This is a genomic window from Leucobacter weissii (assembly GCF_017565745.1).
Taxonomy (GTDB): Bacteria; Actinomycetota; Actinomycetes; order Actinomycetales; family Microbacteriaceae; genus Leucobacter; species Leucobacter weissii.
The window spans coordinates 160,801-186,172 of the sequence record NZ_JAGDYM010000014.1 but is presented as its reverse complement, the minus strand read 5'-3'; the positions used below and the strand labels follow the sequence as shown (position 1 = coordinate 186,172).

Genomic DNA, 25,372 nt, shown 5'->3' with positions numbered 1-25,372 from the left:
TGACCTTCTCGGCCTTGCCGTAGTTCGCAGCATCAGCCGGATCGGCGTTCACCACGGTGATCGTCGAATCGTCGTACGCCGACACGTAGACCTTCTTCGTCCCCGCATTGAACGTCGGACGCGCGTTCCCGCCGACCACGCCGTCGAGCGCCTCGATGGCGCCGTTGTTGAGCGAGAAGCTGGTGGGGTCGCCGGTGTTGATCTTGCGGCCGTCGATCACGTACAGCGTCTCGACGTCGGCGCCGTCCTCACCGCGGTCGGCGTAGCCGCCCACGTAGACGAGGTTGTTCGCCTCGTCCACGGCGACCCCGACCGATCCCGCCTGATCCGGGACGGTGACCTGGGCGATCACGGCCTCGGTGCCGCGCTTGGTCAGGTCGAGCACCGTGACGTAGCCGTCGCGCGGCCCGGCGCTGCGGGAGTTGCCGAGGTTCGTCACATAGGCGCGATTCCGGGAGGTGTCGACCGCGATGCGGCGCGGACCGGCGAAGACCGGGGAGCCGTCGGCGTAGTCGAAGACGCGATCCGCGTCGGTGGGAGCGCCCTGCGACTCGTTGTAGATCACGACGCCGCCGCCGTAGCCGTACTGGGCATCGGGATCGCGCTGACGCGCGGTCGTGGTCACGATCGTGGTCTCGCCGTTCACATCGGGATCGACCGCGATGCCGTACGGCGAGAACGTGGAGCGCATGCTGTTGACGCCGGGGGTGTTCTCCGGCGTGCCCACGACCTTGTTCTCGACGCGCCACTGCGCATCGGCCACGTACACGGAGCCGCCGGCCGCGGCCAGCTGATACCCGCTCTTCACTCCGCTGTCGACGGATTCCACGCTGGCGGCCCAGCCGGAGGACGTGCCGACCTCGACGGCCTGGGCGGTCAGGGGCGTGGCGACGAGGGCCAGGGTGGTGAGCGCTCCCAGCGCCGCGTACCCTCCCGTCTGCCGCTTGGATCTCGTGTCCTTCATTCTCTCCTCATTCGTTGTGCGATGAGCACTGCACCGGACTCGGTGCCGTCCAGAAGCCATCCCGCAAGAGATCAGCTCTAGGTTAGGGTAACCACACTTTCATCGGATCGCAAGAGGGGCTCCGGTTCGCCCGCCCATCCGCAGGCGACCGGACGACCCTGCCGATCTCCCGCTTCCGCAGCAGACGCATAGGAACGGTCCCTATGCTGATCGCGCCAGCCCCTCGACTCGATAGGAACTCCCCGCAATGCCTTCAGCACCCCAGCCGCCCGCACGACCACGACTCCGCATCCTGCCGGCGGTGTCCTACGGCGCCCTCGTCCTCCTCTCCCTCGGCTCCGCGGCGATCGGCGGATCCCTCGTGGCGACCAATCTCGACACCCTCGTGACCAAGCTCGCCGACAACACGGCGACGGCGATCGAGGTGTACGGCAACCCGTCCGCCATCGTGCTCGGATCCGTCCTGCTCGGCGCGGGCATCGTCGGGATCCTGCTCGCCCTCGCCGTCGGCGCGATCGGCGGCGGACGACGCTGGGACGCCCCGCCACCGCGGCCGTCGGAGGCTCCGCTCCGGGCTGCCGCCCCCGAGCCGACCGGTTCCGGCGCCGCGGAGGAGACCGCTGCCGCCGACCCCGCCGCAGCGGAGGCCGCCGAACCGGAAGTCACTGAGCCGGAGGCCGCCGAGCCGGCAGTCGTTGAGCCGGCGGTCGCCGAGCCGGCGACTGAGACCGCGGAAGCCGCAGCCGTCGAAGCCGCCGAGGCGGAGACCGTCGCGGTCGAATCCGAGGCGCCCGGAACGGCACCGGCCGCCGCAGACGCTTCGGAGCCCGCCGCAGCGGATGCGGATCCCGCGCCGGAGTCCGCGGAGCGCCCGACGGCCTCGTAGGCTCAGCCCTCGGGGAAGATCTTCCCGATCGACTCGCGCTTCTCGGCCTGGAAGCGATCCTCGGTGCGACCCCGCGCCCAGTAGCCCGACAGCGAGACCTGTCCGCGCTCGAGCTCGCGTTCGGTGAAGAGGATCCGACGCAGGGCCTTCATCGCCTCGCGCTCCCCGTGAGCGAAGACCTGGATCTCCCCCGAGGGCCAGTCGAGCGATCGCACCTCCTCCGCGAGCCGCTGCGGATCGTGCGCGGGATCGAGGATCCATCGCACCTCGACGCCCCGGGGCGCGGTGAGCGGCACCGGGGCGTCCGCGGCGTCGATCTCGATCAGCACGACGCCCGAGGCGTCGTCCGGAAGCGCCTCCAGCGACGCCGCGATCGCGGGGACCGCGGAGAGATCACCGGCGAAGAGATGCCACTCCGCATCCGGTCGCGGCGCGTAGCCGCCTCCCGGCCCCATCAGCGCGATCCGGTCCCCCGCTCGGGCCGCCGCCGCCCAGGGGCCGGCGAGCCCCTCGTCGCCGTGCACCACGAAGTCGATCTCCAACCGCTGCTCCGCGGGGACCACTCGACGGATCGTGTAGGTGCGGGTGACCTGACGCGGCTCGGGGTCGGACGCCGCGAACAGCAGCTTCACGTACTTGTCCGTCTCGGGACGGTCCTCGAACCGCGAGAATCCGTCGCCGCCCAGGCCCACCCGCACCAGATGCGGATTCAGCCACTCGGTTTCCAGCACCTCCAGTTCGATGGAGGGACGGGGCGTGCGGCGAGTGGTGGAGGAGGCGAGCGACATGCCCCCAGGCTATCCCCGTCCGGGCCGCGATGTCCCGGTGGAGAGCTGTGAACCCGCCTCTCGCCGCGCAGCCATCGGGTTTCGCGCGGGAATACCCGGCGACGATCCGCGTTGAATTAGATGCAAACGCATACAAATATCCCCGGACAGGAGCGGACGATGGAATTCGGGATCTTCACGGTCAGCGACATCACGCGCGACCCCACCACCGGCGTGACGCCCAGCGAGGCGGAACGCATCGACGCGACCGTGAGGATCGCGAAGAAGGCCGAGGAGGTGGGCCTCGACGTCTTCGCCGTCGGGGAGCATCACAATCCGCCCTTCTTCTCGTCGTCGCCGACCACGCTGCTCGCCTTCATCGCCGCGCAGACCACCCGCCTCAAGGTCTCGACCAGCACCACCCTGATCACGACCAACGATCCGGTGCGCCTCGCCGAGGACTACGCGATGCTGCAGCATCTCGCGAAGGGACGCATGGATCTCATGCTCGGCCGCGGGAACACCGCGCCCGTCTACCCGTGGTTCGGCAAGGACATCCGCAGCAGCCTGCCGATGGCGCTCGAGAACTACAACCTCCTGCATCGCCTCTGGCGGGAGGACGTGATCGACTGGGAGGGCAAGTTCCGCACCCCGCTGCAGGGCTTCACCTCCACCCCGCGCCCGCTCGACGACGTGCCGCCCTTCGTCTGGCACGGCTCGATCCGCACGCCGGAGATCGCGGAGCAGGCCGCCTACTACGGCGACGGCTTCTTCGCCAACAACATCTTCTGGCCCAAGGAGCACTACAAGCGCCTCATCGACTTCTACCGCCAGCGCTACGCGCACTACGGCCACGGCAGCGAGAAGCAGGCGATCGTCGGGCTGGGAGGCCAGGCCTTCATCGCCAAGCGCTCGCAAGACGCCTGGAACGGCTTCCGCCCCTACTTCGATGAGGCGCCCGTCTACGGCAACGGCCCGTCGCTCGAGGACTTCACCGCGCAGACGCCGCTCTCGGTGGGCAGCCCGCAGGAGGTCATCGACAAGACCCTCACCTTCCAGGAGTACTTCGGCGACTACCAGCGGCAGCTGTTCCTCATGGACCACGCCGGGCTGCCGGTCGAGACCGTTCTCGACCAGCTCGAGCTGCTCGGGGGCGAGGTGGTGCCGGTGCTGCGGAAGGAGCTCGCGGCCCGGCGCGACCCGGAGGTGCCGGACACCCCGTCGCACGCCTCGCTCGTCCGGGCGAAGTACGGCGACGCCGAACCCCGCCGGTTCCGCCCGGGCGCAAACCGGGGCGACAACGTGACCGGAGGATCGCCCTACCAGGACTCGGCCCGGGCGGGCGCGGCCTCCGGCCTGTGATCCCGCGGGCGCTCAGGCGCGGAAGCGCCGTCGCCGCCCGCACCTCGAGAAAGGGGAACCGAATGCCCGTCGACATCCGTCTCGCCAACGAGACCTGGGAGTCGCTGCTGACCGCTCACGCGGTGCTGATGCGCGGCTTCGGCGCCGAATCCGTCTGGTCCGACCACGGCATCACCATGCGGGAGTACGACGTGCTCTACACCCTCGCGAAGTGCCCGGCGCCCGCCAGGGTCGGAGAGCTTCGCAACACGGTGCTCCTGAGCCAGCCGGCGCTCTCCCGCCTGGTCGACCGGTTGGAGCGACGCGGCCTCGTGGCCCGCGACGCGGACCACGCCGACGGCCGCGCCGTCCGGGTGGCGCTCACCGACGCCGGACGCGACATGCAGCGAACGGTCGGACGCGCGCACGCGCGGAGCGTCGCCCGGGCCGTAGGGGGCCGCCTCGACGAGGCGGAGCTGCACGAACTCCACCGGCTCACCGTGAAACTGCTCCGCGACGGTCGCGCGAGCAGCGCCCCCGCGAGCGCCGCGCACCCGCGCAGCGCCGTCCGCCCCGAAGACACGGAGAAGACAGGATCATGAGCACCAGAGCCCGGACCATCGTCATCGTCCACGCCGGCACGAGCAGCCCCTCCTCGACGAAACTGCTCGCCGATCGCATCGCGAGCCGGGCCGCGGAGCTCGGCGACGGCCACGGCCTCGAGACGGAGATCCGCACGATCGATCTCGGCGCGCTGTCCGCCGACGTCTCGAATGCGCTGGTCAGCCGGTTCGTCTCGCCCGCATTGCGGAGCGCATTCGACCTGCTCCGGGACGCCGACGGCATCGTCGCGAGCACCCCCGTCTACCAGGCCGTCCCGAGCGGACTGTTCATCTCGTTCTTCCAGGCGCTCGACACCGATCTGCTGATCGGCATGCCGGTGGTCCTCGCCGCGACGGGCGGAAGCGCCCGCCACTCCCTCGTGACGGACGAACAGATGCGCGGGCTCTTCGCCTACCTGCGCACCATGACCGCCCCCACCTCGGTATTCGCCGCTCCCGAGGACTGGAGCGAGGGGAGCCTGAGCCGCCGCATCGACCGCGCGGCGACGGAACTCCTCCTGCTGATGCAGAGCGATTTCGCGACGCGACTCCGGACGGAGTCCTGGGGCGCCTACCAGCACCGTCTCGGGAGTGCCGGCGGCGCCGAGACCGCGATCGATCTCGACACCGGGCTCATGCGGCTCGCGACGGGCGGGTGATCCGCCCGTCGCGGCTCGGCCGGCTCGTTCAGGCGCCGACGACGTAGGAGTCGGCGACCTTCAGGGCCTCGTCGATGATGTCGAGACCCCTCACCAGATCCTCCTCGGAGATGACCAGCGGCGGCGCGATCTGCAACCGGTTGCCCGCGGCGAACGGCCACAGCCCCGCCTCCTTGCAGGCGGCCACGACCGCGTTGAACGGCGCGGCAGCGTCTCCGGAGGCGTTGAAGGGCACGAGAGGCTCGCGGGTCGCCCGATCCCTCACGAGCTCCAGCGCCCAGAAGAGCCCCGTGCCCCGATACTCCCCCACCGAGGGGTGCTTCTCGAAGATCTCGCGCAGCCGCGGCTCGATCACTCGAGAGCCGAGGTCGCGGACCCGCTCCAGAATGCCCTCGCGCTCGAAGATGTCGAAGGTCGCGACGCCGGCCGCGCAGGCGAGCGGATGCCCCGAGTAGGTCAGCCCACCGGGGAACGGACGCTCGACGAACGCCTCGTGCACCGCCTCGCTGATCACGACGCCGCCGAGCGGCACATAGCCCGAGTTGACCCCCTTGGCGAAGGTCACCAGATCCGGTCGCACATCGAATCCCTGGTAGGCGAACCACTCGCCGGTGCGCCCGAAGCCGACCATCACCTCGTCGAGGATCAGGAGGATCCCGTGGCGCTCGGTGATCTCGCGCACGCCGGGCAGGTAGCCGGGCGGCGGCACCAGCACGCCGTTCGTGCCCGTGACGGTCTCGAGCACGACCGCGGCGATGGTGCCGGGACCCTCGAGCTGGATCTGCTGCTCGAGGTGCGCGAGCGCCCGCTCGGTCTCCTGCTCCGGGGTCTCCGCCCAGAACGCGCTGCGATAGGCATAGGGACCGAAGAAGTGGACCACTTCGCCGTCGATCACATCGTTGGCCCAGCGCCGCGGCTCGCCCGTCATCGTGATCGCCGTGCCGGTCGAGCCGTGGTACGAACGATAGCGGCTGAGGATCTTCCGCTTGCCCGAGCTCTGGCGCGCCAGGCGCACCGCGTACTCGATGGCCTCCGCGCCGCCGTTGGTGAAGAACACCGAGCGGGCTCCCTCGAAGGAGTGCTCGACGATCCTCTTGGCGAGCTCGCCGCGCGCGTCGTTGGCGAGCGCGGGCTGGATGGTGGTCAGGCGCCCCGCCTGATCCTGGATCGCTTTGACCAGCCCGGGGTGCTGATGGCCGAGATTGAGATTGACGAGCTGCGACGAGAAGTCGAGGTACTCGGTGCCGTCGTAGTCCCAGAACTTCGCGCCCTCGCCCCTGGCGACGGGCAGGGGATCGATCTTCCCCTGCGCGGACCAGGAGTGGAACACGTAGCCGCGGTCGTTCTCGCGCACCTCGCGCTGCGCCTCGGCGTCGCCGAAGCTCCGAGGGGTGCCGTTCAGATCGGTGTAGTCGCTCATGCTGCGATCCTCTCAGTCGTTGCTGGGGAAGCCGAGGTCGACCCTGGACTGGTCCGGCTTCGGCCAGCGGGTCGTGATGACCTTCGAGCGGGTGTAGAAGTGGATCGACTCGGGGCCGTAGATGTGAGAGTCGCCGAAGAGCGAATCCTTCCAACCGCCGAAGGAGAACGATCCGACCGGCACCGGGATCGGCACGTTGATGCCGACCATGCCGGCCTCCACCTCGAACTCGAACCGGCGCGCGGTGGCGCCGTCGCGGGTGAAGATGGCGGTGCCGTTGCCGAACTGGTGATCGTTGACGAGCTGCACGCCCTCCTCGTAGCTGTCGACGCGCACGACCGCGAGCACCGGCCCGAAGATCTCGTCGCGGTAGACCTTGCTGTCCGTCTGGACATGGTCGATCAGGGAGACGCCGGTGAAGAAGCCGGTCTCCGCGAACTCCTGCTCGCGCCCGTCGACCACCACGGTCGCCCCCTCGTCCGCGGCGCCCGCGACGTACGACTCGACGCGTTCCTTGGCCTCCCGCGTGATCAGCGGGCCCATCTCGCTGGCCGGATCGGTGCCGTCGCCGATCCTCAGGTCCTTGATGCGGTCGGCGATCCTCTGCACGAGCCCATCGCCCACGCCGCCGACGGCGACCACGACCGAGACGGCCATGCAGCGCTCGCCGGCCGAACCGTACGCGGCGGAGACCGCGGCGTCCGCCGCACCGTCCAGATCCGCGTCGGGCATGACGATCATGTGGTTCTTCGCGCCGCCGAGCGCCTGCACGCGCTTGCCGTTGGCGGCGGCGCGCTCGTAGATGTACTTGGCGATCGGGGTCGAGCCGACGAAGCTGACGGCCTTGACGTCGCGGCTGTCGAGCAGGGTGTCGACGGCGACCTTGTCGCCGTGGACCACGTTGAGCACGCCGTCGGGAAGGCCGGCCTCGCGGAAGAGATCCGCGATGAACACCGACGCCGAGGGATCCCGCTCGCTCGGCTTGAGCACGACGGTGTTGCCGCAGGCGATCGCGCTCGCGATCATCCACAGCGGCACCATCACCGGGAAGTTGAACGGGGTGATCGCGGCGACCACGCCCACCGGCTGCTTCACCGAGTGCACGTCGATCCCGGTGGAGACCTGCTCGTCGCGCTCGCCCTTGAGCAGGTGCAGCAGCCCCGAGGCGAACTCCACGTTCTCCAGGCCCCGGGCGATCTCGCCGGCCGCATCGCTGAGGACCTTGCCGTGCTCGCTCGTGACGATCGCCGAGAGCTCCGGCGTGCGCTGCTTGAGCAGCTGGCGCAGGTTGAAGAAGACGTCCGCCCGCTTGGTCAGGCTGGTGGCGCGCCACTTCGGCAGCGCCTCCTTGGCCGCGGCGATCGCCTGCTCGACGGTGGCGACGGAGGCGATCGACACCTCGTGCTGCTCCTCGCCCGTCGCCGGGTTGAACACCGGCTGCGTGCGCTCGGCGTCGGTGACCTTCTCGCCGGCGATCACGTGGGGGATGCGTGCCATGTGCGGCCCTCGTTTCCTGTGGTTGTTGCGGATTCGTTCAGTCTGTTCGGCGCTTGACGTGCCGGTGCATTCCAGTTTTGCAAAGGATCAACCGCAATGACACCGCCAGACCATCCGCACTTCTCGTCATTGCCGTACACTTTGTATGAACTCCGGTGCGGGGGTCGGAGCCGCAGTCGCATCCCGAAAGGTGCGCCCTCGCGATGTGCAGGATCGCACATCGCTCGGTCGCACAAGGGACACGACGGCGCCTGTCCGCCCCCCCCCCCCCCCCCCCCCCCCCCCCCCCCCCCCCCCCCCCCCCCCCCCCCCCCCCCCCCCCCCACCTCTCCTCGGGAAGCGAAAGAGGCCGGTACTGATGACGGAGTCCTCCGTGCAGTCGCAGATGCGGGTCTCAGATGTGCTCGAACTGCCCGAGGTGCGGGCGGGCGAGCCTGACATCGTCGCGGGATCCGCCGGGCTCGGTCGATCCGTGCGCTGGGCTCACGTGGTGGCGGGCGCGGGGGCACTCGCGCTGCTGGAAGGCGGCGAGCTGATCCTCACCACGGGGGCGGGCTGGTCGCACGGGGGTGCCGAGCTCGCTCGGATCGCACGCGGACTCGCTGCCGCCGACCCTGCCGGCGTGATCCTCGAACTCGGTGCGCAGTTCGCTGAGGCGCCCGCCGAATTGATCCTCGCCTGCGAGGCCGCGGGCATTCCGCTCATCGCCCTGCACCGCGAGGTGCGCTTCGTGCAGATCACCCAGCGCGTGCACCAGCGCATCCTCGCCGCGCAGAACGAAGCGCTCGAGGCGCGCGCCGAGGTGCACGCCATGCTGACCGAACTCGGACTGAACCGCAGCCCGATCGACTACGTGGTGGAGCAGCTCGCCGAGACCCTCTCCGCGCCCGTGGTGCTCGAGGATCCCGCCCACCGGGTCGTCGCGCTCGCCGGGCTGGGCACCGAGACGGCCCGGACGCTCGAGCCGTGGTCCGAGGGCCGCGAGCCCGAGCTGCCGGACGGCTCCGAGCGGGTCCCGGTCGAGGCCCGCGGCATCAGATGGGGCATCCTCACCGCCCTGCCAGGTCCGGCGCACGCCGCGGGCCGGCGCACCGTGCTCGAGCTCGGCGCCTTCGCCCTGGCACTCGGTCGGCTCGCCGACTCGGAGGGAGAGCAATGGCTCCGCTTCGGCTCGAAGCGCCTGTTCGATCTGCTGCTCGGCGGCCGCTACCGCAACGACGCCGAGCTCTCCGCCCAGCTCGCCGCAGCGGGGCTTCCGACCTCCGGTCGAGTCGTGATCGCGGCCACGCTGCACGGCACGGGCGACTTCGGCGCGCACGACTCGCTCGAACGGGCGACCGTGGAAACCGCTCTCCGGCGCGCGGTGGCTCCCGAGGGGCGTGTGCTGGTCGCCTCCGACGATTCCTCCCCCGGGGGACTCAGGCTCGCGCTGATCTCGCTTCCGGAGGGGGACGCCAGAATCGGGGAGGGCGCCCTCCCCGAGGCGCCCGAGCTGGCGCGCCGCCTGGCACGGGAACTCGACATGCTCGTCCCGGCGACCACGCCGCCGAGCTGGCGCACGCACGTCTCGCTGGGCGCCCCCTCCCGACGCCTCCGACAGCTCGTCGCCTCGCTCGAGCAGGTGCGCTCGGTCGGCCGTCTGCCCTCGGCCGCCGAGGTCGGTCGCGTGACCGTGCAGCAGACCGCGCGCCAGCCTCTCGCCCACCTGGTGCGTCGGCTCTCCGGCATGCCGGAGCTCCAGGAGTACACGGCCGATGTCCTCGGGCCCCTCGTCGAGCACGACGGCCGCTCGGGTCCCGGGCACTCCGGCGACCTCCTGCGCGTCCTCGCAGCGTATATCGCGCATCCGACGAACCGCTCCCTGGCGGCGCAGCGGGCCCGGCTGTCGCGCTCGGTGTTCTACCAGCGTCTCGCGCTGATCGAGGAACTGCTGGGGGCGGACCTCACTGATGGCGAGGTGATCGCCACGCTCACCGTCGCGCTCCTGGCGCGACGGGAATGAGCACTGCCGCGGAAGCGAGCCCTCCGGGGCTCGCGCGCTCCTGGCGCGACGGGAATGAGCACTGCCGCGGAAGCGAGCCCTCCGGGGCTCGCGCGCTCCTGGCGCGACGGGAGCGATCCGCGCACGGGCCGCGGACCCCGTCAACCGGGTCGCGGGTAGTCGACGGCGAGGAGGGCGCCCTCGGGGAGGGCTCTGAGCGTTGCCTCCTGGAGCCGGTCGATGGAGGCGCGCTGCTCTCCGATCGGCGTCACCGCGCGGTGGTCGTCGGGGTTCCACGCCCGCAGGGCGGCGATCCGGGTGAGGTGGGGCGCCGCTTGCGGAAGCCCGCGCATCCACGCGAGCCAGCTCTCCGCGGTCGCCTCGCGCGGGGCCGGGCGCGAGCGGCCCGAGCCGATGGCGTGCCCGCAGTCGCACATGTTCAACGTCAGCGTGAACACGACCGACGTGGGGCGGAGCATCTCCGATGCGATCCGATGACCGGCGATCTCCGGTTCGCGGCCGATCCGTTCGAGGGTGAACCGCCGGAGTCCGGGGGTGAATGCGGCGGCGTTGACCGCCCAGAGGACTGTTGCGCACACGGCGTTCCCTGCCCTTCCGACCTCGCCGACCCGCCGCGGTCATCGCGGATCGCACGGACAAGGATACCGGCCGAGGCCGGAGTCGCGGCGCGGTGGGGGTTCGCTGGCGGTCAGATAGGGTCGGAGGTGCCGGATCCGGCGCGACGATAGGGGCTCTCGTGCGCATGTACCAGGTGGATGCCTTCACGGATCGGCTCTTCGAGGGCAATCCTGCTGCGGTGCTGGTGGTCGATGAGTGGCTGGCCGACGAACTCGCAGTGTCGGTCGCATCGGAGAACAACCTGGCCGAGACGGCATTCGTGAGGTCCCGCTCGGACGGGGCGTGGGATCTGCGATGGTTCGCCCCGGCGCAGGAGGTCGACTTCTGCGGTCATGCCACCATCGCGACGGCGCACATCCTGTTCACCGAACTCGGGGCGTCCTCGACGCTGGTCTTCCACACCCGGGTGGGGGCGCTGCGGGTCTCGCAAGTGCGAGGCGGCTACCGGCTCGATGTGCCGCGCTTGGACCCTGAGCCGCTCGCCGTGCTGCCGCAGGAGCTTTCCGGGGTCTTCTCCGTGCCGCCCGCGGGCATCTTCCGGAACTTCGAGAACATCTTCGCCGATCTGGGCAACGCCGACGCGGTGCGCGCTTTCGTGCCCGACCTTGCCGAGATCTCTCGACTCGGTCCGGTCGGTCTGGTCGTCACCGGCCAGGAGTCGACCGGGAGGCGGGCGCACTTCGTGTCGCGCTACTTCGTTCCCGGCGCGGGCATCCCCGAGGATCCGGTCACCGGGTCGATCCACGCCACCCTCGTGCCCTACTGGGCCGCGCGGCTGGGCCTGGACCGGCTCACCGCGTATCAGGCCTCGTCCCGTGGCGGTTGGCTGGGGTGCGAGCTGACCGAGGATCGCGTGCTGCTCGAAGGGGGCGCAGTGACTTTCATGAGGGCCGACGTCACCCTGCCCACGGGATGAGGGAACAGCGGCCGGCGCCCGTGATGCGACGACCCTGACGGCGGGTCCATCCGTCCGGGAGGTCCGGATTTCGACAAGCTCAGCCGACGGTTCTCCCTCGACGCGGCCGCAGGGGCGAGTGCTGCTGCACCCAGGAGTACATGGCCACCGCGGCGGCGGCCGAGGCGTTGATGGACCGCGTGGATCCGTACTGCGTGATCTCCACGACGACCTCGGCCGCCGCGATCGCCTCCTCGGTCAGCCCCGGCCCCTCCTGCCCGAAGAGCATGACGCAGCGTTCGGGCCAGTCCAGGGTCTCCATCGGCACGCAGCCGGGGACGTTGTCGATCGCGACGATCGGGAGGCGGCGAGCCTGCGCCCATGCGGCCAGCGCCGCGATGCTCTCGTGGTGGTCGACGTGCTGGTAGCGGTCGGTCACCATGGCGCCGCGCTTGTTCCAGCGCCGCCGCCCGACGATGTGCACGGCGTCGGCGGCGAAGGCGTTGGCGCTGCGCACGACCGATCCGATGTTCATGTCGTGCTGCCAGTTCTCTATCGCCACGTGGAACGGGTGGCGCTGGCGGTCGAGGTCCGCGACGATCGCCTCCATGCGCCAGTAGCGGTAGCGATCCACGACGTTGCGGGTGTCGCCGTGGGCGAGCAGCTCGGGGTCGAAGCGGGAGTCCGCCGGCCAGGCCGTCGGACCGCCGGGCCAGGGGCCGACCCCGGCGGTGGAGCGCTCGGGGTGCGATCGGGGGTCGGGAGTCGACGAGCCTGCGGTCATCCGCCCATTCTCCCAGGCCGCCGACGGAACGAGGGCCTCGTCCGTCTGCCTAGGCGGAGGCCGCGGTGAGCGCGGCGAGCTCTGCCGGGTTCAGCTCCAGCTCGAGCGACGCGAGCAGCGCCGGCAGCTGCTCGGTGTTCCGGGCGCTGGCGATGGGCGCGGTCACGGTGAGCTGCTGGCGCAGCCAGGCCAGCGACACCGTGGTCACCTCGGCTCCGTGCGCCGCGGCGATCTCGTCGAGCGCGGCGAGCACCTCGCGCCCGCGGTCGTCGAGATAGACGGCGGCTCCCTCGGCGCGCGTGCTCGCGCCCGCAGCGGTGGCATCGCTCTCCTCCCGGTACTTGCCGGCGAGGAACCCCTTTGCCAGGGAGTAGTAGGGGAATACCGCGAGCTCCCCGCGCTCGGCGCTGTCGCGCAGTCCGTTCCTCTCGAAGTCGCGCTCGACGAGGTTGTAGTGCGGCTGCAGGGCGACGGGCGCGTGATAGCCGCCCTCGTCGGCGATCCGCAGCCATTCGTCGACCCGGTCGGCCGTGTAGTTCGAGACGCCGATGGCGCGCACCTTGCCCGCGTCGACCAGCGCGGAGAACGCGGCGACGGTCTCGGCCAGCGGGGTCTCCGCATCGTCGTAGTGCGCGTAGTAGAGGTCGATCCGATCGGTCCCCAGTCGCTGCAGCGAGGCGTCGGCGGCCGCGCGCACGTTCGCCGGGGCGAGGCCCGCGAAGTCGGGGTGCGTCGACACCTTCGTGGCGATGGTCACGCGATCGCGGGTGCCGCGGGCCGCGAACCACTCGCCGATGATGGTCTCGCTCTCGCCTCCCGTGTTTCCGGGCACCCAGTGGGAGTAGCCGTCCGCCGTGTCGATGAAGTCCCCGCCTCCGCTCACGAACGCGTCGAGCACCTCGAAGGAGGCGTCGCGGTCGGCCGTCCAGCCGAAGACGTTGCCCCCGAGGGCGAGCGGAGCGATCTCGAGATCGGAGGTGCCGATCGTGGTGCGGGCGGTCATGGAGGCTCCTTCAGTGTTCAGGATCGCGGGGCGGGCGTTCGTCTCCGCTCAAGGCTACGCCGTGGCGCCGGACCGTGACCGAGTGTTACCTGCGGATCGCGGAGAGCACGGTGAAACGCCGATCCCGGGCGAGTTCACGGCTCGGGCCGATCTCGCGTTCGACCAGCGTGCGATAGCGCAGGTGCGAGTTGAAGACGAGTCGGAGCTCCCCTCCCGTTTGAAGCGCGCCGGCCGAGGCGCGGATGAGGCGGTGCGCGACACCGGGGTGCACTGTCGACCCGGTGTGGAACGGCGGGTTGAGCAGGATCAGGTCGGCCCACCCGTCCGGGACCGCTTCCGTCGCGTCGGCGCGGTGAACCGACACCCGCTCGCCGACTCCGGCCGCGTCGGCGGTGAGCCGCGCGGCGGCGACGGCGGCACGGGACTGGTCGGTGGCCGTCACCCGGGCCTGCGGCGCCGCGAGCGCGGCCGCCGTGGCGAGCACGCCGTTGCCGCACCCGAGGTCGACGATACCGGAGTGGTCGCCGGCGCGGGCATCGGCGCTGCGGTCGACGATCCTCGGCGCCGGGGACGGCGGCGCCCCGATGGTCCGGAGGAGCAGTCGGCTGCCGTGGTCGAGCGCGGCTCCGCCGAAGGTCGCTCCGTGCGCGGCGATGCGGAAGGGCAGGTCGGGGTCGTCGCCCCAGATCGGGAACCGCGGCTCCCCGAGTTCCGTCGCCGAGCGCGGCGAGCGGGCGGTCAGGATCCGGGACTTGCGCACGGCGAGACCGGCGGACACTCGCGCGAAGCTGCGCTCCAGCACCTCGTTCATGCCGTGCGTCATGTGCTTCACCCGACCGCCGGCGAGCACGGTGACGCCGGGGGCGGCCCAGCGTGCGATCGTCTGCGCGATCTCGTCGAGCTCGGCGAGCGAGCGCGGGAGTTGCACGAGCACGAGTTCCGCCCCGGCGAGGAGTTTCTCGCCGAGATCATGATTCCGATAGATCCCGGAGCTGCCGATGCGCTCGGCGTTGGCCGCGAGGGCGCGCTCCCCGAGGATCGGATCCTGGTGCACCCGGATGTCCCGCGCCCCGAGGCGGGACGCCGCGCCGAGGGTCAGCGCGCCGTGGCGGTCGCCGATCACGACGATCGTCCCGGATGCGGCCGGCCCGGCCTCCGAGCCGGCCGTCTCGAGCAGCAGCCGATCGGTGGCGTCGTGGGCCAGCAGTTCGGGCGCGTCGACATCGGGCTCTCGCGAGAGAGCGGCGAAGAGCGTGTCGAGGTCGGGCACCGACCCATTCTGGCACCTACCGGTATCTTGACCGACCATTCCCTCCTCGCCGAAGCCGCGGGGTTCTCCGTCTCAGGATCAGCCATTCCCGAAGAGCACCCCCGGATCCCGCAGCAGCTCCCCGCAGGGCGCCGTCCGCACCACGCGGCCGCGGCGCAGAAGATGCGCGGTGGATCCGATCCTGAGCGCCATCTCGGCGAACTGCTCCACGAGCAGGATGCCGACCCCCGAGTCGGCGAGGTCGGCGAGGGCGCCCAGCAGGGTTCGCACGACCGCGGGGGCGAGCCCCAGCGAGAGCTCGTCCACGAGCAGGATGCGGGGCCCGGTCGCGAGCGCCCGCGCGATCACGAGCATCTGCTGCTCGCCGCCCGACAGCAGCCCGGCCCGCACGCCCCGGCGGGCCGCGAGCCGGGGGAACATCTCATACGCCCGCCCGAGGGCGTCGCGGGAGCCGTCCACGACGGCGAGGTTCTGTTCGACCGTCAGACGCGAGAAGACGCTGCGCCCCTGTTCCACATACGCGATGCCGAGCGCGGCGCGGCGGTGCACCGGCAACGTCTCGATGGGCCGACCGGCCAGGGCGACCGTTCCTTCCGCCGCCGGGAGGACCCCGGCGATGCCGTCGAGCAGCGTCGTCTTTCCCGCCCCGTTCGCCCCCAGCAGCACGGTGATCTCGCCGGGCGGGACGGTCAAGGAGACCTGGCGGCAGATCGTGAGCCCGCCCCGCCGCACCGTGAGTCCGTCGACCCGCAGTCCATCGTTCACGCTCCGCCCCCCTTCCCGAGATACGCCGCGATCACCCGAGGGTCCCGGAGGATCTCGGAGGTCGGTCCGGAGCCGACGATTCGGCCCTCGTCGAGCACGGTCGTGCGGCTCGCCGCGGCGCGGACGAACTCCATGTCGTGCTCGATCACCAGCACGGCGCAGTCGAACTCGGCGGGAATCCCGCGCAGCACCGCGGCGAGCTCCCGGCTGACCGCGTCGTCGAGCCCGGCCGCGGGCTCGTCGAGCAGCAGCAGCCTCGGTCGCGCGGCGAGCGCCCCCGCGACCTCCAGAATGCGCCGGGACCCGGCATCCATGAGCCGGATCGGCAGGCGCCCCTCGGGGAGGCCGAAGAGCTCCCGCACGAGCGGGATCGAGCTCGGGCTCCGGCTCCCGGCGGCCAATCGCAGATACTCGTCGACGGTCGACGATCCGTTGACGCGCGACTGCTGGAAGGTCCGGCGCACTCCGCCCAGTGCGCGCGCACTCGCGGACAGCGGATCGATCGGTGCACCGCCGACGCGGATCGTCCCCTCGTACGCGGGAAGGAACCCGGTCACCGCGTCGATGAACGTGGACTTCCCCGCCCCGTTGGGCCCGATGAGCGCGTGGACCTCGCCGGAGGCGACGACGACCTCGACCGAGTCGAGCACGCGATGGCCGCCGAGCCGGACGCCGAGCCCCCTCGCCTGGAGCGCCGGAGGTCGAGAAGGGGGCCGGGCCACTGCGCCGCACTCCGACGCCCCCTCGACTCCGCGCGACCGCGCCGTCGGCTGGCAGACGGCGCGCACGTCGCGGAAGGCCCGGTCCTGCAGCCCCGCGCTCAGCTGCTCCCAGATGCCGCCGTTGCCCCGACGCAGCACGTCGAAGGCGCCGAGGGCGAAGATGATGTTGCCGAGGTCGAGCGGCAGACCGAGCCTCCGCAGCGCCTCGGGGACCAGGACGGTGAAGAGCCCGGCGAGGACGGCTCCCCCGAGCACCGATGCGCCGCACAGCACCGCGGTCGCCAGATGGACCATCGAGCTGAGCGGCGTGAACACCGCGGTGGTGAGCAGCCCGTACTGGCCGGCGAGCAGCCCTCCGGCCACCCCGGCGACGAGCGCGCCGGCGCCGAAGGCCGCGGACTTCGCGGCGACGACGCGAACGCCGAGCGCGGCGGCCGAGCGCTCGCTCGCCCGCAGCACGGACCATCCGGAGCCGAGTCGGGTCCGAGACAGAGCGGTGAGGCAGAGATGGAGCAGGATCAGCAGCGTCCACGCGAGCGCGAAGAACCATCGGGGATCGCTGAAGGGAGCCGACGGCAGAACGGGCGTGCCCGTGCCCACGCCCGGGAAGCCCCACTGCCTCAGCACCAGATCGAGCGCCGCGGCGAAACCGAGCGTCACCACCGCGAGTTCCGCGCCGCGGATGCGGGTCGTCACGGCCCCGATCACGAGGCCGACGGGGCCAGCCGCCAGCCCCCCGAGGAGCACCAGCACCGGAAAGTGCGCTCCCGGCCACGCCAGTGCCAGCCACGAGACCACCCACCCGCCGATCGCCGCGAACGACATCTGACAGAGCGTGATGATTCCGACCCGGTTCGTCACCAGGCCGATGCTGCGCGCGACGAGGGCGCTGATCGCCGCCGTGGCGAGCAGATACACCCAGTAGAGCGGGAGGAACCCGCCCAGCAGTACCAGAGCGGCCAGGAGCGCGACCGCACCCGATGCGCGGCGAGCCTGCGCCCGCCGCACCGGCCGTTCGGTCTTATCGAGAGGCATCCCACACCTCCCGCCTGCGCAACCAGATCAGCGCTGCGATGATGACGACGAACGGGATCGCGCCGCGATAGTCAGCGATCACATCGATCCGGGCGCCCGCCCCCTCCAGCGCGCCGATGACGAGACCGCCCGCGGCCGCGACCCAGACGTTGGAGAACGCGCCGAGGAGGCCGGCGGCGAGCGCCGGCACGACGAAGAACGACATCGTCTCGAAGGTCGGGTTGCGCGTCGGAGCCACCAGCAGCAGCGCGAGCGCCGAGAACGCGCCCGTCGCCGCCCAGACGCCGCTCGCGAGCAGGCGAACGTTCACCCCGAGCAGCTGCACCGTCGTCGGCCGCTCCGACATCGCCTCGAGGCGCACCCCGAGCCTCGTATGGCGCGAGACGAGGGTCGATCCGCCCGCGACGAGGAGCGTGGCGGCAAGCGCGACGACCGTGGTGAGCGAGATCCGCACCCCGCCCAATTCGAATGAGACGCCGGGGACGAGGCTCGGCATCACGCGGGGCGAGTCCCCGAACAGCCGGAACCCGACCGAGAGCAGCACGACCAGCAGCACCGCCGACACGACCGCGCGGACCGTCGTCGTCGGCTCACCGAACCAGCGTGCGAGCACCCATCCCGCGCACCCCGCGAGCGCAGCGGCCGTCGCCAAGCCGAGCAGCACCGCGACCGGCAGCGGGATCCCGGAGCCGAGCATCGCATAGCAGGCGTACGCCCCGAACGCGCCCAGCGCCGCCTGCCCGAAGTTCAGCACACCGACAAGACGGTAGACCACGACCACGCACACCGCGAGAATCGCGTAGCTGGATCCGGTCACCGAACCGGCGACGATGCTCTCGATCATCCGAGTTCAGCGTCCATGCGGAGTCATCGCATCGTGCGGGATCAGGGCAGTGCGACCCAGTCCCCGACCGGCTCCCACCCGTTCTCGGTGGCCTGCACCATCATGCTCGCGCGGTTGGGATTGTGCCCGTCGGCGTCGTCGAACACGAAGGGCATGCCGAGCAGCGGATGCTCGATCTCGCCCGCCTCCCGCAGTGCGGCGGTCACCGACTCGCGGGTGATCTCGCCGTCGATGCTCCGCAGCACGTCGACGAGGATCTGCGCGCTGACGTACCCTCCCTCCGAGAGCGAGGTGATCTGCACATCGGCGTCGGTCAGGACGCTGCGCCACTCCTCGACCTCGGGATCGTCGCTCGTGAACGGCAGGAACTCGGAGTTCGCGTAGACGCGGTCGACGGTTCCCTGGGCCTGCAACGCCTCGATCGCGGCCTCGGTGTAGACGTTCGTGAGCATCAGCCAGTCGGCCTGATCGAGGATGCCCTGCTGCTCGACGGCATTCATGAACGAGACGCCCTCCGGTTCGGTCGGATTGATCACGACGGCGTCGCAGCCCGCTTCTTTGACCGCGAGGATGACCGGCGTCGGATCGTCGCCGAGGTTGATCGAGGTGTCGACGTGGGCGAACTCGACTCCGGTCGTCTCCTGCCAGGCGTCGAGGAGCTCGAGGTAGGGCTCGGTGAGCCCCTCGCTCTTCAGAATGACCGGGCAGATCCGCTCCGCGCGAAGCTGGTCCTTCGCGAAGTAGAGCAGCGTCTCATATCCGTTGAAGGTTCCGGCGTTGACCGGCACGATGCTCTTCGACGTGAAGCAGGCGGGCTCGATGCCGGTGGCCATGATGCTCACCACGCCGCGCTGCTCGTAGAGCGCCGCGTTCGCGCTGCACTCGACGAGGCTGGCGCCCCCGACCAGCGCAACCACCTCGTCCTCGTCGACCAGTCGGCGCGCCGACTGCGCCGCCTTCGCCGGATCCGCGCCATCGTCCTCGGAGATGAACTCGATCGGACGCCCGTCGATCCCGCCCTCGGCATTGACCCGGTCGAACAGCGCCTGGGCGGCGCCGGGCACGTCGGGGAAGGGTGCCGGACCGGTGATCGAGCTCACCGCGCCGACCCGGATCGGATCGGCGTCGGGCGCCTCCTCTCCGCCCGGCGCGCATCCCGCCAGGAGCAGGGCCGCGACGGTGGTGAGGGCGAGGAGAGCTGAACTCCTCCGTGCAAGTGACCGCATGCTGCGATGCCTTTCTTCCTACGTTGTGGTGATGCCGACGCCTCGAGTACGTCGACGGGTTGACGGGGGAGGCTACGCCGAGTCGTCCGCGTCGGCGGCCTGCGGGCCCGCCTGGATGGAGGGGCCTCCCACGGCGCCCTTCTTCGGCCAGGAGGGGAAGCGCACTCGCGGGGTGACCACATTCGGCACGCGCTTGCGGATCGCGTTCCGGATCACGCCGCTGCCGTATGAGGCGTCGTCGAGGAGACGCAGGGCCAGACTCTTCACCGGCCCGAGTCGCGTGGGGCGGAGCAGATGGTCCCGGACCGGTTCCCACATCATCGCGAGCGCCACGGCGCGCGCGAGCCGCGAGAGCGGGGTGAGGGCGAGCACGGCCCACCCCACCGGCCACCAGTCGCGGCGGAGGAGATGCCCCATCCAGAACGCGTCCGAGTACAGCGACCGCCCGGTCATCTCGACCGCGACCGAGAACGGGATCCTCTTGCCGAGGATCCTTCGCTGCCTGGCGAGTTCGTAGGCCGCGATGGGGAGCGCGAGCAGTCGCACCCAGCCGCGCTTGTTCGCGAGCACCGCGACGATCGCGAGACCGGAGAGGGACGGCCGGGCCGGGATGAGACGACCCGGGTGACGCAGTTCGAGTTCGGCCGCGGAGGATCCGTACCCCGAGCGGCGGCCGGAGAAGTCCTTCAGCGCGGTCCGCACGCCGTGATGGTTGACGACGTCCGGCGCGTAGCGCACGGTCCATCCGGCCTCGTGCATGCGCCAGAACAGATCGACGTCCTCGCCGATGCGCAGACCGGGTTCGAACGGCGGAGACGTGACGGCACTGCGGCGCACGATCACCGAGGCGGTGGGCAGCCAGCCGACGGGGACGCCGTAGACGACCCGGCTGGGATCCGGACCCATGTCGAGTTCCGAGCGGGTCTCCTCGTAGAGTTCGATCGCCGAGGCTCCGCGCACGTCCGGGCGCACGCGCGGGCCGACGGCTCCGATGAGGGGATCCTCCAGCAGCGGCCGCAGCCGCGCGACCCATCCCGGGGACGCGATCACATCGGCGTCGAGGAACGCCACGAAGGGCGCCCGGGTCGCGGCGAACCCGGAGGAACGGGCCCCGCCCGGCCCGCCGTTCTCCTCGCGCACGACGAGTCGGGCGCCGTACCGCTTGGCCGCGCGCCTGATCCGGCCGGCATCCGCCTTCGGCGAGGCGTCGTCGACCACGGTGACCGGCAGCCCCTCGGCGGCCAGCGAGGCGAGGCAGCGCTCGAGCGGTGCAGCGTCGCCGTGGACCGGAATGACGATCTCGACGTCATCGGGCGTCGCGGCCTCCCCCGCGGGCGGGGGGAGCGGATCCACGATGCCGCGATCGAGCAGATAGATCGCGGCGTCCTGCTCCTCGGCGGACGAAGCCGTCACCCCCGAACGATTGGCGGCATAGACCTTCAACGCGAACGGGCGCACGGCCTCCGGGATCGGCGTCACCTCCCAGGGGGACCCGCCGATCGCGATCCGCCCCGCGCGGAGCGCCACCCCGCTGGTCCAGGCCAGGGGCGTCCTGAGCGCGAACTCGGAACCCTCGCGGGTGCGTGCCGGGGGCAGCGGGTACGGAACGTCGCCCCAGACCTCGGCCTGCGGGGAGCGTGACATGGGGATTCCTTCCGTTTTCGGGCGGACGCGGGTGCCCCGTGCGCGACGATCTGCGGTTCGGGGCGGTGGGCCTGCTGCGAGGGTACCCGAAGCCCTATTGCACGGTCTTCTCGACCGGGCGCTTCGCAGCTGGGCGCCGGGGGGCGCGCCGCTTCGCCTCGCCCGAATCCGGGGCGGGATCGCCGGAGTCCCCCAGTCTCGCCTCGAAGCCCTCCGGCACGAGGAAGTCGTCGCGGCTGAGCCCGGAGATCGACGAGTGGCCGAGGCCGAGCACCGCGGAGTCGAGGCCCATCCGCAGCAGATCGAGCACGTTCTCGACGCCGGTCTGGCCGTTCGCGCCGAGTCCCCACAGATAGGCGCGGCCGATCATGACGGCGCGCGCGCCGAAGGCCAGGGCTTTGGCGACATCGCCGCCGCGCCGCACGCCGCCGTCGAGCAGCACCTCGATCTGGTCGCCCACGGCCTCGGCGATGGGGCCCAGGCAGCGAATCGAGGCCGGGGTCGTGTCGAGGTTGTTGCCGCCGTGGTTCGACACCGAGATCGCATCGACACCGACGTCGACGGCGCGCTTGGCGTCGTCGATGCGGGTGACGCCCTTCAGCATGAAGGGGCCGCCCCACTCCTGCCGCAGCCAGGCGATGTCCTCCCAGCTGGGCGGCGGGGTCTGCATCCACTCGCCGTAGGCGCCGAAGAAGGTGGGCGCCGGCCCGTCGTGCGGTTTGAGATTCGGAGCGCTGAGATCAGGCAGACCGGCGCGAAGCCACTGCAGCGTCCACTTCGGACGGATGATGCCCTCGGGCGCGAACTTGACGAGGGCGGGAAGATTCATGCGCTCGGGAATCGCCGGGCTGCCCCAGTCCCGCCCCACGGAGAAGGACCAGTCGGTCGTGGCGATGAGGGCTTTCGCGCCCGCCGCGCGAGCTCGTTCCATCCGCTGCACCATCGCGTCGCGACTGCCCGTCCAGTAGAGCTGGAAGAAAGTGTTCTCGTTGGCCGCCGCCACTTCTTCCACAGGTTTCGACGCGAACGAGCTGAGTCCCATGATGGTCCCGCGGGCGGCGGCGGCGCGGGCGACCGCGACCTCGCCGTCGGGGTGGATCGCCTGCACGCCGGTGGGCGAGATCACCACCGGCATCGAGATCGGCACCCCGAGAACGGTCGTCGAGAGATCGCGCTCGGGCTGATGGCCCGCCACGTGCGGGGCGAACTGCAGCTGCGCGAACGCATCCATGTTCTCCTGGGGGGTCCGCCCGCGCTCGCTTCCGGCGACGAGCGCCGCATACACGGACGGCGGCAGATTCCTCTTCGTCCGGCGCTGCGCCTCGGCCACCGTCTCGAACCAGGGGTTGCGCTTCCAAGGCCACAAACTCATCGGCCGCCTCACTCTCCTTCACAAGCCGTGCAGTGCGGTGCCGGGTCGGCGCCGCGCTGCGCTGGGTCGCGTCTTCGGAGCGACCCCCATCACCAACGATCATAGTGACACCGAGTGCCAAAAGAAAAGGGGCACTCATGACCGGTCATTTGCCCCGAACATCGCGGTGATCGCCGGGGCGACATCCCGATGCCCGCGAATGACCCGGCAGATGCCGCGCCCGCGCGCCGCCAACTCCCGGCCGAGCTCGATGTCCTTCTCGCCGCTCGCGTCGAGCAGGACGTCGAGCCGCGGAAGCCGGGCCGCGAACGGCCGCGGATCCGGGCCCGCGTTGTGGACGCAGTCGGAGAGCAGAACGACCCTCGAGTCGCGCGCCGGGACCCGCAGCAGCCGCGCGGCGGCCGTCTCCAGGGGGAAGGCCACGTTTGTCAGGCCGCGGGCGGGGATGCGCAGGATGGTGTCGAGCAGCTCCATCGGACGGATCTCGTCGCCCGGCTCGAGGACCACCGCGGCATCGCTCCAGAAGGCGATCACGGCGAGCGAATCGTGCTCGAGCTCCGCCGAGAGCGCCCCGACCGTCGCCGCGGCCGTCTTGATCCTCTCGCCCTTCATCGACCCGGAGACGTCGACGAGGAGCACGACCGAGCGCCGGGTGCGCAGCCGCTCCCGGACGAAGATGTCCTCGTCGTCGGGCAGCGGCCGCTCGGCGAGCACCTCGATCGTGCGGTCGAGGTCGATCTCATCGGAAGAGCCGCGATAGGGCACGCTCATCAGAAGCCCGGTACCGCGAGTGGCCGAGGTGTCGAGGCGGGGGCGGCGCACCGACAGCCGTTCCGCGATGCTCCTCGCGACCGCGCGCACCGCGGGGTCGATCTCCGGCGCGTCCTCCGCGAGGCCGAGCGGGTCGATCAGCGCCGCCGGCTCATCCGTCTCGCCGGGCGCGCTCGCACCGGGAGGGGAGGCGCTCCGCGGCCGGGCCTCGCCGCCGCCGCGCAGCACCGCGCCGCCCTTGCCGGTGGCATCGTGCAGCGTCGGGGCCTCGTCGAGCTGCTTCGGCCGGCGCTTCAACGGCCTGCCCGGCTGCTCGCGGGATCGTTCGGAGCGCCGCTGCAGGGGGGTCTCCGCCGCCACCTCTCTTCATCCGGGCGCGGCACGGTGCGGCTCGAGGATGAAGCGATCCTCCCAGATCTCGCGCAGCACCGCCTCTGGAGTGCTCTCGGCCGCGTCATCGACGTGGATGCGTCCCGAGAGCGCCACGATCATCGCATCGTAGAACATCGCGGCGTAGCCCTCGCCGGCATCGCCTTCGGCCGTTGCGGGATCGATGCCCCGCATCTCCGCCAGTTGCGCCGCGATCATGGCGGCGTCTATGGCGCCGCGCACGCTCGACCCCTGACGCACGTCCTCGTGCTGACGGGTGGCCCGGGTGACGGCGACGGCGTCCGCGACGATCCGGCGGCCGCCGTCGCCCTCCAGCCCGGATCGCAACTCGACGATCTCGATCTCCGCAGGCTCGTCCTGATAGCTCACGGCGAGCCGGTTCATCCGATCGTGCACGCTCGTCGAGAGGCGGGTCGTTCCCACGTTGTCGAAGGGGTTCATCGATGCGATCACGCGAAAGGTGGGCAGCGCGCCGATCCTGCCGACGCGGGGCACCGTGATGGAGCGCTCGGCCATCGCCGTGAGGAGGGTGTTGAGCGTGTCCTCGGGCGCCCGGTTGAACTCCTCGATGTAGAGGAAGCCTCCCTGCTGCATCGCTTCGAGCAGCGGGCCCGCCACGAAGTTGTCCGGCGAGTAGTCCTCGCGCAGCACTCGTGCCGGGTTGTGGTGCCCCACGAGTTTCGCCGGCGTGAGATCGGCGTTGCCCTCCACGAAGAGCAGTGGGATCCCCCACTCCTGCGTGATGGCCGTGAGCATCGTGGTCTTCGAGGTCCCGGGCGGGCCTTCGAGCACGATATCCCTCCCGGCCGCCACGGCGGCGAGCGTCAGTTCGAGCTCGTGCCTGCGGCCGACGACGCGGCCGAGGATGCGAGCGCGACTCGCTGCGAGAGACGTCTGGGGCGGGTCGGTGTTCATCGAGCGGGTTCCTCTGATCGGTTGTCGGACGGGAACGCGAGGCCCGAGCACGCGCCCGAGCCCCGCGTTCGAGGGGCTACTTCTGCGTCGATCCGGCGTCGACCGGCAGCTGCACGCCGGTGATGTACCGCGCCTCGTCCGACGCGAGGAACAGCACCGCGTTCGAGATGTCCACCGGTTCGACCCAGGGAATCGGCAACGCGTTCAGGCCGGTCATGCGCTTGGCGAACTCTTCCCGGGTGCGCTGCTCCGCGGGCAGATCCGGCATGAACAGCTCGAAGAGGTTGTCGTTCAGGATCATCCCGGTCTCCACACCGGTGGGGTGCACCGTGTTGACCCGGATGCCGTCGGCGGCGAGCTCGTTCGCCAGCGTCCGCATGACGCCGACCACCCCGTGCTTCGCGGCGACGTAGTGCACGAAGTTCGGCGTGCCCTTGATCCCGGCGGTGGAGCTGGTGATGATGATCGATCCCCCGCCCGCGACGCGGAGGTGCGGGATGGCCGCCTTGGCCGTGAGCCAGACCCCTTTCAGATTGATGTCGATCATCTCGTCCCAGGCCTCCTCGCTGAGCTGGTCGGAGGGCGCGTTCGAGAATATGCCGGCGTTCGCGCTCACGATATCCAGTCGGCCGAGCTGCGTCACTCCCTCGTCGACCGCAGCCTTCAGTGCCCCGTAGTCGCGCACATCGGCCTCGGCCGCGACGATCCGGCGATCGAGCGCCTCCACCTGGCGAACGGTCTCCGCCAGATCCTCCGGCGTCGCGCCCCGGTAGGGCACGGTGGGGAGCTGCTTGTTGACGTCGATGGCGATGATGTCGGCGCCCTCCTGCGCCAGTCGGAGCGCATGCGAGCGGCCTTGCCCGCGAGCCGCCCCCGTGACGAATGCGACCTTTCCCTCGAGTTTTCCGGTCATGATAACTCCTTCGTGTTGTTCGACCCGTGTCATCGCACCGCAAGATCTGGGGCGATCGATGCCGCTC

23 protein-coding genes are annotated in these 25,372 nt (G+C 70.9%); 6 read left to right on the top strand and 17 right to left on the bottom strand.

The annotated features are described in order from the left end of the window. Positions 1-964, bottom strand: a 964-nt coding sequence (locus J4H92_RS12775) for a hypothetical protein (protein WP_208098580.1), incomplete at its 3' end; no start/stop codon positions are given. A 247-nt stretch (positions 965-1,211) separates the two neighbouring features. On the opposite strand from J4H92_RS12775, the gene J4H92_RS12770 reads away from it, so the two are divergent. After that, complete coding sequence (locus J4H92_RS12770) at positions 1,212-1,850, top strand: hypothetical protein (RefSeq protein WP_208098579.1); 639 nt, start codon at positions 1,212-1,214, stop codon at positions 1,848-1,850. Between the two features lie 2 nt (positions 1,851-1,852). Here the strand turns inward: J4H92_RS12770 and J4H92_RS12765 are convergent, their stop codons facing one another. Next, positions 1,853-2,638 (bottom strand): siderophore-interacting protein, encoded by a 786-nt coding sequence (locus tag J4H92_RS12765; protein WP_208098578.1) that lies wholly within the window; start codon positions 2,636-2,638, stop codon positions 1,853-1,855. Positions 2,639-2,797: 159 nt separating this feature from the next. Between J4H92_RS12765 and J4H92_RS12760 the strand changes: the two genes are divergently transcribed. The 3 genes from J4H92_RS12760 to J4H92_RS12750 all read left to right on the top strand — a co-directional run bounded on the left by J4H92_RS12760 (position 2,798) and on the right by J4H92_RS12750 (position 5,219). Further along, positions 2,798-3,979 carry an LLM class flavin-dependent oxidoreductase gene (locus J4H92_RS12760; RefSeq protein ID WP_208098577.1) on the top strand — a complete coding sequence of 394 codons (1,182 nt, stop codon included), beginning with the start codon at positions 2,798-2,800 and terminating at the stop codon, positions 3,977-3,979. A 62-nt stretch (positions 3,980-4,041) separates the two neighbouring features. After that, positions 4,042-4,560 carry a MarR family winged helix-turn-helix transcriptional regulator gene (locus tag J4H92_RS12755; protein WP_208098576.1) on the top strand — a complete coding sequence of 173 codons (519 nt, stop codon included), beginning with the start codon at positions 4,042-4,044 and terminating at the stop codon, positions 4,558-4,560. Continuing rightward, positions 4,557-5,219 (top strand): CE1759 family FMN reductase, encoded by a 663-nt coding sequence (locus J4H92_RS12750; protein WP_208098575.1) that lies wholly within the window; start codon positions 4,557-4,559, stop codon positions 5,217-5,219. The genes J4H92_RS12755 and J4H92_RS12750 overlap by 4 nt, the downstream gene beginning before the upstream one ends. A 28-nt stretch (positions 5,220-5,247) precedes the next feature. Here J4H92_RS12750 and J4H92_RS12745 read toward each other — a convergent pair whose 3' ends face one another. Together J4H92_RS12745 and J4H92_RS12740 are read right to left on the bottom strand one after the other, a co-directional pair. Further along, on the bottom strand, positions 5,248-6,639 hold the full coding sequence (locus J4H92_RS12745; RefSeq protein ID WP_208098574.1) for an aspartate aminotransferase family protein: 1,392 nt from the start codon (positions 6,637-6,639) through the stop codon (positions 5,248-5,250). A 12-nt stretch (positions 6,640-6,651) separates the two neighbouring features. After that, on the bottom strand, positions 6,652-8,136 hold the full coding sequence (locus J4H92_RS12740; RefSeq protein ID WP_208098573.1) for a CoA-acylating methylmalonate-semialdehyde dehydrogenase: 1,485 nt from the start codon (positions 8,134-8,136) through the stop codon (positions 6,652-6,654). A gap of 358 nt (positions 8,137-8,494) precedes the next feature. Here J4H92_RS12740 and J4H92_RS12735 point away from each other — a divergent pair, with 358 nt between their 5' ends. After that, on the top strand, positions 8,495-10,138 hold the full coding sequence (locus J4H92_RS12735) for a PucR family transcriptional regulator (RefSeq protein ID WP_208098572.1): 1,644 nt from the start codon (positions 8,495-8,497) through the stop codon (positions 10,136-10,138). A 140-nt stretch (positions 10,139-10,278) separates the two neighbouring features. On the opposite strand, the gene J4H92_RS12730 is transcribed toward J4H92_RS12735, so the two are convergent. Beyond that, the gene (locus J4H92_RS12730; RefSeq protein WP_208098571.1) at positions 10,279-10,716 is read right to left on the bottom strand and encodes a hypothetical protein; all 438 of its coding nucleotides are present in this window, start codon (positions 10,714-10,716) and stop codon (positions 10,279-10,281) included. A 164-nt stretch (positions 10,717-10,880) separates the two neighbouring features. Here J4H92_RS12730 and J4H92_RS12725 point away from each other — a divergent pair, with 164 nt between their 5' ends. Then, positions 10,881-11,672, top strand: coding sequence for a PhzF family phenazine biosynthesis protein (locus J4H92_RS12725; RefSeq protein WP_243752357.1), 792 nt, complete (start codon positions 10,881-10,883; stop codon positions 11,670-11,672). Between the two features lie 79 nt (positions 11,673-11,751). Here the strand turns inward: J4H92_RS12725 and J4H92_RS12720 are convergent, their stop codons facing one another. The 12 genes from J4H92_RS12720 to J4H92_RS12665 form a co-directional block, all read right to left on the bottom strand. Further along, on the bottom strand, positions 11,752-12,435 hold the full coding sequence (locus J4H92_RS12720; RefSeq protein WP_208098569.1) for a TrmH family RNA methyltransferase: 684 nt from the start codon (positions 12,433-12,435) through the stop codon (positions 11,752-11,754). 49 nt (positions 12,436-12,484) lie between these two features. Beyond that, the gene (locus tag J4H92_RS12715) at positions 12,485-13,438 is read right to left on the bottom strand and encodes an aldo/keto reductase (RefSeq protein ID WP_208098568.1); all 954 of its coding nucleotides are present in this window, start codon (positions 13,436-13,438) and stop codon (positions 12,485-12,487) included. A gap of 85 nt (positions 13,439-13,523) precedes the next feature. Further along, a complete protein-coding gene (locus J4H92_RS12710) occupies positions 13,524-14,708 on the bottom strand; it encodes a class I SAM-dependent methyltransferase (protein ID WP_341783096.1) in 1,185 nt (394 codons plus the stop codon). 78 nt (positions 14,709-14,786) lie between these two features. After that, positions 14,787-15,473, bottom strand: a complete 687-nt coding sequence (locus tag J4H92_RS12705; RefSeq protein ID WP_208098566.1) for an ATP-binding cassette domain-containing protein — start codon at positions 15,471-15,473, stop codon at positions 14,787-14,789. Continuing rightward, the gene (locus J4H92_RS12700; protein ID WP_208098565.1) at positions 15,470-17,230 is read right to left on the bottom strand and encodes an ABC transporter permease subunit; all 1,761 of its coding nucleotides are present in this window, start codon (positions 17,228-17,230) and stop codon (positions 15,470-15,472) included. The genes J4H92_RS12705 and J4H92_RS12700 overlap by 4 nt, the downstream gene beginning before the upstream one ends. Continuing rightward, entirely contained in the window at positions 17,217-18,074 is an 858-nt protein-coding gene (locus J4H92_RS12695) for a branched-chain amino acid ABC transporter permease (RefSeq protein WP_208098564.1), read from the bottom strand. The genes J4H92_RS12700 and J4H92_RS12695 overlap by 14 nt, the downstream gene beginning before the upstream one ends. 41 nt (positions 18,075-18,115) lie before the next feature. After that, entirely contained in the window at positions 18,116-19,300 is a 1,185-nt protein-coding gene (locus tag J4H92_RS12690) for an ABC transporter substrate-binding protein (protein ID WP_208098563.1), read from the bottom strand. Between the two features lie 72 nt (positions 19,301-19,372). After that, positions 19,373-20,944 (bottom strand): mycofactocin biosynthesis glycosyltransferase MftF, encoded by a 1,572-nt coding sequence (gene mftF, locus J4H92_RS12685; protein ID WP_208098562.1) that lies wholly within the window; start codon positions 20,942-20,944, stop codon positions 19,373-19,375. Positions 20,945-21,038: 94 nt separating this feature from the next. Beyond that, the gene (gene mftD, locus J4H92_RS12680) at positions 21,039-22,316 is read right to left on the bottom strand and encodes a pre-mycofactocin synthase MftD (protein ID WP_208098561.1); all 1,278 of its coding nucleotides are present in this window, start codon (positions 22,314-22,316) and stop codon (positions 21,039-21,041) included. Between the two features lie 135 nt (positions 22,317-22,451). Continuing rightward, complete coding sequence (locus J4H92_RS15800; protein ID WP_208098560.1) at positions 22,452-23,447, bottom strand: VWA domain-containing protein; 996 nt, start codon at positions 23,445-23,447, stop codon at positions 22,452-22,454. A 6-nt stretch (positions 23,448-23,453) separates the two neighbouring features. Beyond that, positions 23,454-24,392, bottom strand: coding sequence for an AAA family ATPase (locus J4H92_RS12670; protein ID WP_208098559.1), 939 nt, complete (start codon positions 24,390-24,392; stop codon positions 23,454-23,456). 76 nt (positions 24,393-24,468) lie between these two features. Next, on the bottom strand, positions 24,469-25,305 hold the full coding sequence (locus tag J4H92_RS12665) for a mycofactocin-coupled SDR family oxidoreductase (protein ID WP_243752331.1): 837 nt from the start codon (positions 25,303-25,305) through the stop codon (positions 24,469-24,471). Between the last annotated feature and the right edge of the window lie 67 nt (positions 25,306-25,372).